4 protein-coding genes and 2 pseudogenes are annotated in these 8696 nt (G+C 61.7%); 3 read left to right on the plus strand and 3 right to left on the minus strand.

Translation table 11 applies throughout. The features are described from left to right. Window positions 1-22 precede the first annotated feature (22 nt). The gene (locus ACFQS4_RS22185) at window positions 23-571 is read right to left on the minus strand and encodes a DUF5518 domain-containing protein (protein WP_497902128.1); all 549 of its coding nucleotides are present in this window, start codon (window positions 569-571) and stop codon (window positions 23-25) included. Window positions 572-899: 328 nt separating this feature from the next. Here ACFQS4_RS22185 and ACFQS4_RS22190 point away from each other — a divergent pair, with 328 nt between their 5' ends. The 3 genes from ACFQS4_RS22190 (at window position 900) to ACFQS4_RS22200 (ending at window position 3219) form a co-directional block, all read left to right on the plus strand. Continuing rightward, on the plus strand, window positions 900-1640 hold the full coding sequence (locus tag ACFQS4_RS22190; protein ID WP_500196604.1) for a hypothetical protein: 741 nt from the start codon (window positions 900-902) through the stop codon (window positions 1638-1640). 220 nt (window positions 1641-1860) lie between these two features. Then, window positions 1861-2619, plus strand: a complete 759-nt coding sequence (locus tag ACFQS4_RS22195) for an ABC transporter substrate-binding protein (protein WP_500196606.1) — start codon at window positions 1861-1863, stop codon at window positions 2617-2619. Window positions 2620-2952: 333 nt separating this feature from the next. Next, window positions 2953-3219, plus strand: coding sequence for a hypothetical protein (locus ACFQS4_RS22200; RefSeq protein ID WP_500196608.1), 267 nt, complete (start codon window positions 2953-2955; stop codon window positions 3217-3219). 175 nt (window positions 3220-3394) lie between these two features. Here ACFQS4_RS22200 and ACFQS4_RS22205 read toward each other — a convergent pair. Together ACFQS4_RS22205 and hemL are read right to left on the minus strand one after the other, a co-directional pair. After that, window positions 3395-5868, minus strand: a pseudogene (locus tag ACFQS4_RS22205) (ATP-dependent DNA helicase). Window positions 5869-6402: 534 nt separating this feature from the next. Next, a pseudogene (gene hemL, locus ACFQS4_RS22210) lies at window positions 6403-7747 on the minus strand (glutamate-1-semialdehyde 2,1-aminomutase). Window positions 7748-8696 lie beyond the last annotated feature (949 nt).

Consider the following 8696-nt stretch of genomic DNA (forward strand, 5'->3'; position numbering starts at 1 on the left):
GTCTCGGCCAATCGGACCGGAACTATCGGCGGTCTCGCTCGTGTCGCCGATTCGATTCTGGCTCGAGGTCCGTTCGTCGGCCTTCCGATTCGTATTCTAAATTGCGTTCTGAATCGAGTTCTCGACGATCCGGTCCGCGAGAAGTGTCGTCCGCACTGCTCGTCGGCGTGAGTCCGAGTGATCGCTGGAGTCGACGCCGTTCGTCCGGGTATTCGGCAGCGAGCATCGACCCGACGAAACCGCCGACGGCCGCGCCGCCAATGGTGTAGAGACAGGTGGCGACGCCGAACGCAAGGACGAAGAACAGTACCAGAGCGAACCCCTCTACGGGGAATCCACTAAGGGCGGCACCGAAGCCGAACAGACCGAGGAACAGGAAGAGTACGCCGGCAATCGGTACAGTCATGATCGCCCCCGCGAGCGCACCCGAAACGGTCCCCCTACGAGCGTCGCGGCCTTCGAGGAATCCGGACGCTGCACCGCCCAGGACGGTCGAAAACGGGAGAAACGAGAGAACGACCCCGACGATCGCTCCGATGACGGCGTGAACTGGCGTCGACGAGCGGACCATACGCCAATGTAGGACGCCGAATTGGAAAAATACCGTGCCCCCCGAGATAGGTATCTCATATCTGACACTCGTGGTGAGCGTCGGTCCTCGAGAAACGAGGCGACGCTCAAGGGTAGAGACCCGACTAGCTCAGTTGAAATCCTCGGCGGTTGATGCAAACGACGTGCTGCATACATGGCGCGAATGTCGCACGAGTCAAAGGCCGATTTACGAGGGTAGCGAACGGCCAGTATAGGTGAGATAGGTATCGAATAGTTGTGGCTCAAATCACTCCTTGAAGTTGGAGTACCTATTTAAGACACCTTATTGTACTGACAGACAATACAGTATGAATCGTCGGGAACTTCTCGTTGCGGGTGCTGTGAGTGTCCTCCTCGAGACGGGTGGCTGCATCGCCAACCTCAATCCACAGCGTGAAAATTCAGCCAATTTTGACGATAAAAACTCCACTGATGAGAACGTTATCCCGGGCTGTACGTCGAAAGCGGAGTGGGTAGATGACCATACCAACGGCCCGTTTCCCGGTCCAGACTCGATCGCCGGACGTCGCAATTGTGCGAACGCGGATCGCCCCGAACCTACCGGGGATGTTTGTGAGACGTTCGAGTTAGAGAAGCCGAACGGTGAAATCGACGAGTTACACAGCGTGGGTATCAAGCCGTATCCGGAGCCACCGAGTACGTTCGACGAAGAATCGCTGATAGAGTACGTGTACGAGTACGAAGACGCCTACCAGCAAAATAAGGCCGTGTCGGAGTACGGGAAACGAGCAATTGGTGCTGGAGCAGAGACCCTTGACAATTGGGGAGATCCGACACGAGTTCTTGAGCTCTACGATGAGATTACGGTCATCGGCATCCGTTTCGCTCCACCCGTAAATTACAGATCACACGACGGGAATTTCGTCGGTGATGATAATTTCAGCGACGAGGCAGTCTACGGGGTCGATGAGACCGGAGTCGTCCGCCTCCATGAACGGTATTTCGGCGATGAGAGAGCGGTCGTAAAGAGACGCCCGATCCAGTCGAAGACGGCGACCTCCTCGAATGCTTTTGATCAACACGTGTAGTGAGCGGATAGTTCACTGATTTCATCGTGAAATAACCGAAGTCGCTGTACTGAACTCATTCTATGTATTCAGCAAGACCGCTGAGAATTGTAAGCAATGAATGTTTTAACAAAGCCAAAGGACTCAATCTCGAGGGATCGAGAAGTGACGCAATCTCGAGCAAAAACCTTTGAACGCGCTGACATCGGACTTATGCACCAGCGCGTCGATATCTCGCACGATGGGACTGGATCGACGGTCGTACCTTCGCGTCGCAACCGGATCCACGACGCTCGCCCTGACGTCGCTCGCGGGCTGTGCCACCCGCGAATCGGAACCAGAGCCACAGGAGCCAAACGGCGACGACGAACCGGCCGAACCCGAGGACGAAGGCGTCCTTCGAGTCGCGACGACGGACGCGTTCGCCCACGGCGAGAATCCCGCCTCAGCCTGGCTCAAAACCCAGTTCGAGGAGACGTTCGACAACGTCGAAGTCAACTGGGTTATTCCCGAATCCGGCATCGGTCACTACGTCGAACGCGAGCAACGCGGATTTCTCCCGGACGTCGATGCCTACGTCGGCCTCTCGGCAGCCGACCTCGCGACCGTCGACCACGACCTCGAGGAGGGTGGCCTATTTCGCGAACTCAACCGGGATCGAATCGAGACGCTCGACGGTGTCGTCGACGAACTCGACCTCGAGGATCCAGACGAACGTATCGTCCCGGTCAGTACGCAGTACTCCTGTCTGATGGTCGATGAAACGCGTATCGACCCACCGACCAGACTCGAGGAACTCGGCGAATCGGCCTACGCCGACTCGCTGCTCACCCCGACGCCATCCCGCGGTCGCGGCGGCGCCTTCCTCGACTGGCTGTTCGAATCCGCCGGTCCAGACGACGCGCTGACTGTCTGGGCCGAGCCGAGGACAACGGACTCGACGTCTACGACACCTGGGTCGAGACGCTGCTGGCGTACGCCGAGCGCGCTCGACCGATGACCGTCGCCTACGCGGCGGATGCGCTCGTGGCGATCGATCGGGCAGTGACGTCAGATACCGACGAGACGCGGGGGCGAGCAAAACGAAACTGATGGCCCGGACAATGCGACCGACGGAACTGGGGCCGATGGCGACGATTCCACCGATTCGGGTGCAGACGACGAGTCGGATTCGGACGGCGGCGGTTCCAACGGCGAGGACTCGAGCGCAGACGACGACTCGGGGGACGACTCAGACGGCGAAGCGACCGACGAAACGGCCGACGTCGGCGGCGACCCCGATCAGTACCAGATCACGTACCTCGACGGGGAGGCCTACGCCGAACCCCTCCAGATGGCCATCTTCGAAAACGCGATCAACGTCGACCTGGCCTACACGTTCCTCGAGTTCGCGCTCTCGCCGGAGATTCAGGCCGGACTCGCTCCACGCCTCGGGCAGTACCCGGTGCGCCCGATCGCCGAACTCGAGTTTCCCGAAGAGTTCGACGTCTACGCCGACTACGCCGAGGATCCGCCGTCCGTCGTGACGTTTTCGTACGAAACCCGCCGGGACGACCTCCCAGCGTGGCGCGGTGCCTGGGAGGAGGAGTTCGATTACTGATAACACCCCGGAAGAGCGCTGAAGCGGGCGCTAGCGGAATTTCCTGTAGCGAGAAGTTTGAGACGTTTCGACGAGAAGTTGGGGCGTCGCGACAGGAGCTCGGGGCGTCGCGGCGGGAAGTCAGAGGCGACGCGGCGAGAACTCGAGAACATCTTGCCGCGAAAATTGGAATGCCTTACTGGCTCGACTCGAGCCGCTCGCGAAATCGCTCGAGGCCGAACTCGAGCATGTCGGGACTGACCGGCTGAAACTCGTCGTCGTCCGGAAGGAACTGACGAACCGAATCCCAGCTGTCGCGAGCGTACCGTTCGTCGAGCAGGATGCGGACACCAATGTCCTCGGGCGAGCGGATCACCCGACCGATCGCCTGCCTGGCCTTCCGAACCGCCGGGACCGTCAGCGCGTAGGTGAACCCGTCGCCGAACGCGTCGTCGTAGGCTCGTCGAATCGCCTTCGTCCGCGGACTCGCCGTATTGACGATCGGAACGCCGCAGATGACCGCCGCTGCGAGGCGATCCCCGCTGTAATCGACGCCCTCCGTCAGGGTCCCACGGAGGCTCGTGACGAGTATCTTACCCCCACCCGCGAAGAACTCGTCTTTCAGCGATTCAGTGGCGTCGTCGCTGCTCGAGGCATCGAGCAAGACGGACTTGTCGACTCCTGGACGCGCCTCGAGGACCGACGCGGCCCACTCCGCCTCGCCATAACTCGGCATTCCGACGAGGACGTTCCCCGGAAGTCGGGCGACCTGTGCCAGCGCGTCCGCGTACGCGGTTCGCGTCGGCGTCTCCTCGCCAGGCGGCCCCCGGTTGTCGTAGGTGAACTTCGGCACCGACACCGCGAAGCTCTCGCGATTAGCCTCGGGGAAGTGCAGGCCGTACTGCCGTTCGACGACCGGACGCCCTTCCTCGCGCGCGAGGTATTCGAGACCCGTGACCTCCCGGAAGGCGTCCATCGGCTCGAGAGTCGCGCTCATCAAGATCCCGCCGCCGAACGCCGACAGTCGCGACCCGATAGCGTCACTGGGAACGCAGCTGTGCAGGGCGAGTCGAGCCGTGTACGCTCGCCGCCAGGAGTCGGCCGGCTCCATCTCGTCCCAGGTTCGCTCGAGTTCGATTTCTCGGAAGTTCGTCGTGTGATCGCGACGGTACCACTCCCCGAGCAAGCGGCCGACGGCGGGCGAGGCCAGGTCTTCTCCTCGTCCTCGGCCTCGTTGAGAATCCGCTCGACGACCGCGCCGACCGACTCGGCTCGCACCCAGATCGCGTCGCTGTACCCCGCCTCGGCCGCCCACTCGGAAATCTCGTCCTCGGCGGCATCGTCGGGTCGCGGAGCGGATTTCGTCGTCCTCGAGGGACGTCAGATCCGACTGCCAGGCTCGATTTGTCCGCTCCAAGTGGGCACGAACTCGACGGTCGAGTTCCCCGCGGAGGTCCTGGACGAACTCGAGGGTGCGCTCGAGTTCCTCGATCGAGACGTCGGTGTCGTTCAGTTCGGCGCGAACGAGGTCCGCGTCGGCTGTCTTCGAGCCACCCTGGGCCTGGCGACCCTCCTGGTCGAATCGAACCGGCTGGAGCACCCGCGAGAGTTCGGTTTCGGCGTCCCGAAGCGTGGTGTCTGCGACCATGTCGCTCACCAGATCGCGAACCCGGGGCTCGAGCATGTGTGCTTCGTCGCAGACGACGAACGTCGATTCGTCGAGTAGGGCGCCGGTGAACGCGGCGGTCGTCGTCGGGTCAAAGGCGTGGTAGTAGTTGCCGATGACGACCTCCACATGGCCCAGTACGGCCCCCATCACCGAGTGCGGGCAAGTGCCGTGTCGAACCGACCCAGCGACGAGATCTTCAGGCGTGAGCAGCCCGGTTTCGGTCACGTCGAAGGGAGCCGCTTCGACTGGATCGGCGTCGCTTCCCTCCTCCGGCAGGTCCTCGAGATACTGGGCGTAGAACGGACAGTACTCGACCTCGCTTCCCGCGGGGCCGCCGGTGTTGTACTCCGGCATCTCCGGTGGGTACGGCGTCGGTTCGCCCGCCGTCTCGAGATAGCGCGCGCCGGCGTGGCTGACGGACGATCCGCTCGTTCCTGCGCCGCCGTTTCTGCCATCGACACCCCCTTCGGTTCCACTGGAACTGCTGCGCCCGTGCGGCTCCCGCGACCGCTATCGGCCAGGCCAATCTGCTGGCTTCGGGCCTGGGCGGCAAGCGCACCGGCCGTCGTCGAGCCACCCTCGCCGGTGAGGTCGCGCGTGCGATCGCGGAGGGTCTCGCATCGGTCGTAGACGTTGTCGTCACTGATTCCGCCTGCGTTTTCGCGGTTGTACGGGCAGACGTCGGCCTTGCCGACGAGCGTGAGTCCAGAAATCGGGTTCCAGTCGGTGGGCAGGTTCTCGTTGATCGTCTCGAGGTCCGTCTCGAACTGGCGCAGTTGCTGTTTGACGCTCGTGAGGACGAACACCCGTTCGTACTGGCTGTCGGGGTCACGAACGAGGTCGATGCCCGCCGTGAGTGCGATCATCGTCTTGCCGGTCCCGCAGGCTCCTTCGATGACCGTGTACCCGCCCTCAGTAGCGGTTTCGATGGCCGTCTCGATCCCGTCGACTTGCTCGTCGTAGGGTTCGTCGTGGCCGAACACTGGGCGCCAGTCCGTCATCTCCTCCGTACTCATCGTCGGTCGTGCATAGGGTTGACGGACTGATCTGGCCGCGGCATCGTATATAAAGGATCGGCAGCGGCGTTTGCAGTCGAAAAACGAATCGTCGGTCGGTAGCGACGAGATGAATCGTCGTCACGCGAGTTTGCAGTCGAATCGACTCGTAGGTTGAGCCCTGGTGGGCCGTCGTCTCGACTGGAACGCGAGGCGGTGCTGGTATGCAAAGCAGCGCTGGAAAGCGAGACTGCGCTGAAACGCGAGGCTCGCTAGAACACCACCTGACGATTCGGAAACCACCACTGTAACGCACCACAAAAGACACGGGCCGGCCATCGGAACGACCAGCCGCGACCCTGTATTCCCAGGTGGCCACCCCCCAGTGGCCACTCGAAGAGGCGATGGCTCGAAACGTAAACCTTTGGATAACTTTCACACAGTGAAACGACTGTGTCCAGGTTCACAGAGTAAGACGACGAACGTCCACGTTCACAGAGTGAAATGACGAGCAGCCGGCGACTCGAGGCGCGGGCACAATCAGAGCGCGTGCTTGTACGCCTCGAGTGTTCGCTCGACGTCTTCCTCGGTGTGGCCGTAACTGACGAACTGGCTCTCGAACTGGTTCTGGGAGAGAAAGATGCCCTGGTCACGCATCTCGCCCCAGAAGATCCGCCGCCAGCGTTCGGTTTCGGCTCGCTTGACGTCGGCTGCGTTCTTCGGACAGTACTCGTAGCGCGGACAGTCGGGATTCTGGCGACAGCCGGCTTCACACTGGCCCTCGAGTTCGTCCCGGGAGGGGCCCTCGCGCGTAAAGATTACTTTGAACATGCTGTCGGTTCCGACCACGGTGTAGTTCGGCGTCTGGTCCGCGAGGACGTCGGTGAGACCGGCCCGGAGCATCTCCCCGAGCCCGTTGACGTGGTCGTAGACGTCGTTTTCGGCCGCGAACGTGAGCGTCTCGAGTCCGGCGGCCATCGTCACGGGGTGGCCGGAGAAGGTTCCGGCCTGGAAGACGTCCCCGGTAGGTGCGAATCCTCGATCAACTCGGCGCGGCCACCGATGGCGCCGACGGGAAACCCGCCGCCGATGATCTTGCCGAAGGTGGTGAGGTCGGGCGTGATGCCGAAGTGACTCTGCGCACAGCCTAGCCCGCCGACGCGAAAGCCGGTGATGACCTCGTCGAAGATCAGGAGCGAGTCGTGATTGTCGGTGGCTCACGAAGGGTCTCGAGGTAGCCGTCGACGGGGTGGACGATGCCGTAGTTGGCGAGGATCGGTTCGACGAGGACGCCAGCGATGTCGCCTCCGTGTTCCTGGAAGACCTCGCGGACGGCCGCTTCGTCGTTGAACGGGACGGGAAGGGTGTGCTCGGCGAACGCCTGCGGGATGCCGGCAGAGGAGGGAGCGGGATGGTCGGCGTCGCCCTCGACCAGCGTCGACTCCTGGGCGCCGTGGTAGCCGCCCTGCATGATGACGATCTTGTTTCGACCGGTCGTTCCGCGGGCGAGGCGGACGGCCGAGACGGTCGCTTCCGTCCCGGAGTTGACGAACCGGATCTTCTCGACACTCGGGACGTGCCGGACGACGAACTCGGCGAGGTCGACCTCGAGTTCGGTCGGTGTACCGTACATCGGACCCTCGCTAGCGGCTCGCTGGACCGCCGCCTGGACGGGTTCGGGGAGGTCGTGTCCGAGGAGCAGGGGCCCGAGTCCCATGACCCAGTCGACGAGTCGATTGCCGTCGGCGTCGACGACGTGGCCGCCGTCGCCCTTCCGGACGAAAAAGGGATACGGCTCGATGGCCGCCCGGACGGCGGAGTTGACGCCGCCGGGCATGACGGACAGCGCCCGGTCGTACAGCGCGCGTGAGCGTTCGTCGTTCATGGTATGGTCGGCGCTTTGGTCGCGGACGGCAAAGATGTACCGAGGTCTGGTTCCGTCACGATCGGAGACTGGTGTGTTGGCGTTTGGATCGTGCCTGAAAGCGTAGTGATTCTCGAGTCGAAACGAAGGGGTGTTTGGTCCTACGTCGGTTCCTATTAGATGATTGATGTTAAAGGGAAGATGATTAAGTGAATTATTCTGAGGTGTTTGCCGGGGTTAGAACACCCCCACCCCTTCGTTTCGGGTGGAGACGGTCAGAGGGGTGGTGGGTTTCGTGGGCCGGGAGAGCCGGATCGGCGATCGAGTGGGGACGATTTCTGCTCGAGACGGCAGGAGAAGCCGTGAGAGTCGTGAATTCGGAGAGAACAGGCGGTCTAGTAACTCAAGCCGTCTAGAACGGCGTTTCTAGTAGAGTCTAGTAACAAAAACCAACCCACCTAGTAAGATGCGTTATTTGCTGCTGCGGACTAATTTATCGGGAGGTATCTTAAACCTTCCCGTCCTAGAAACCCCTCCCACCCCACCCCTCCTTTTCGCTCTCCACCTGAAACAAAGGGGTGGGGGGTCCCCTCCAAATCCCTCTCCGAGAGATCGTGTTATCGTACCTCATGGAACGTGGTTTTCACTCACAAATCTCTCTTTCAATCTCCAGTCTCGTTGGGACTCCCGACATCGTCCGATTCCCCCTCTGCCAAACCTTCGTCCTCTACCACACCCCGTTCTTTCCAATCCTTCTCCTACTCCTGCCTCGGCTCCTCTCACTCTCTGCCCTTGGCTCGCCTCACCCTCCGCTTTCGACTTCTCCAGCGCTCTGCGTTCAATATCGAGACCTTCACTGACCACTTGAAGCGACAGCCGGTCGTCACCACTGGCTCGAGGCGACGACGGCCAATCGCTCCATGACCGGAATCCCCAACACAATTATACAGTTCTCGTCGTTCGTTTACGT

Origin of the sequence: Saliphagus sp. GCM10025317 (assembly GCF_042663665.1) — an archaeon.
Taxonomy (GTDB): domain Archaea; phylum Halobacteriota; class Halobacteria; order Halobacteriales; family Natrialbaceae; genus Natronosalvus.

What these genes read in the sequence shown, in the direction of transcription:
- ACFQS4_RS22190 (WP_500196604.1), top strand. Translation starts at nt 900, where the DNA reads ATGAATCGTCGGGAACTTCTCGTTGCGGGTGCTGTGAGTGTCCTCCTC.
- ACFQS4_RS22195 (WP_500196606.1), top strand. Translation starts at nt 1,861, where the DNA reads ATGGGACTGGATCGACGGTCGTACCTTCGCGTCGCAACCGGATCCACG.
- ACFQS4_RS22185 (WP_497902128.1), bottom strand. Translation starts at nt 571, where the DNA reads ATGGTCCGCTCGTCGACGCCAGTTCACGCCGTCATCGGAGCGATCGTC.
- ACFQS4_RS22200 (WP_500196608.1), top strand. Translation starts at nt 2,953, where the DNA reads ATGGCCATCTTCGAAAACGCGATCAACGTCGACCTGGCCTACACGTTC.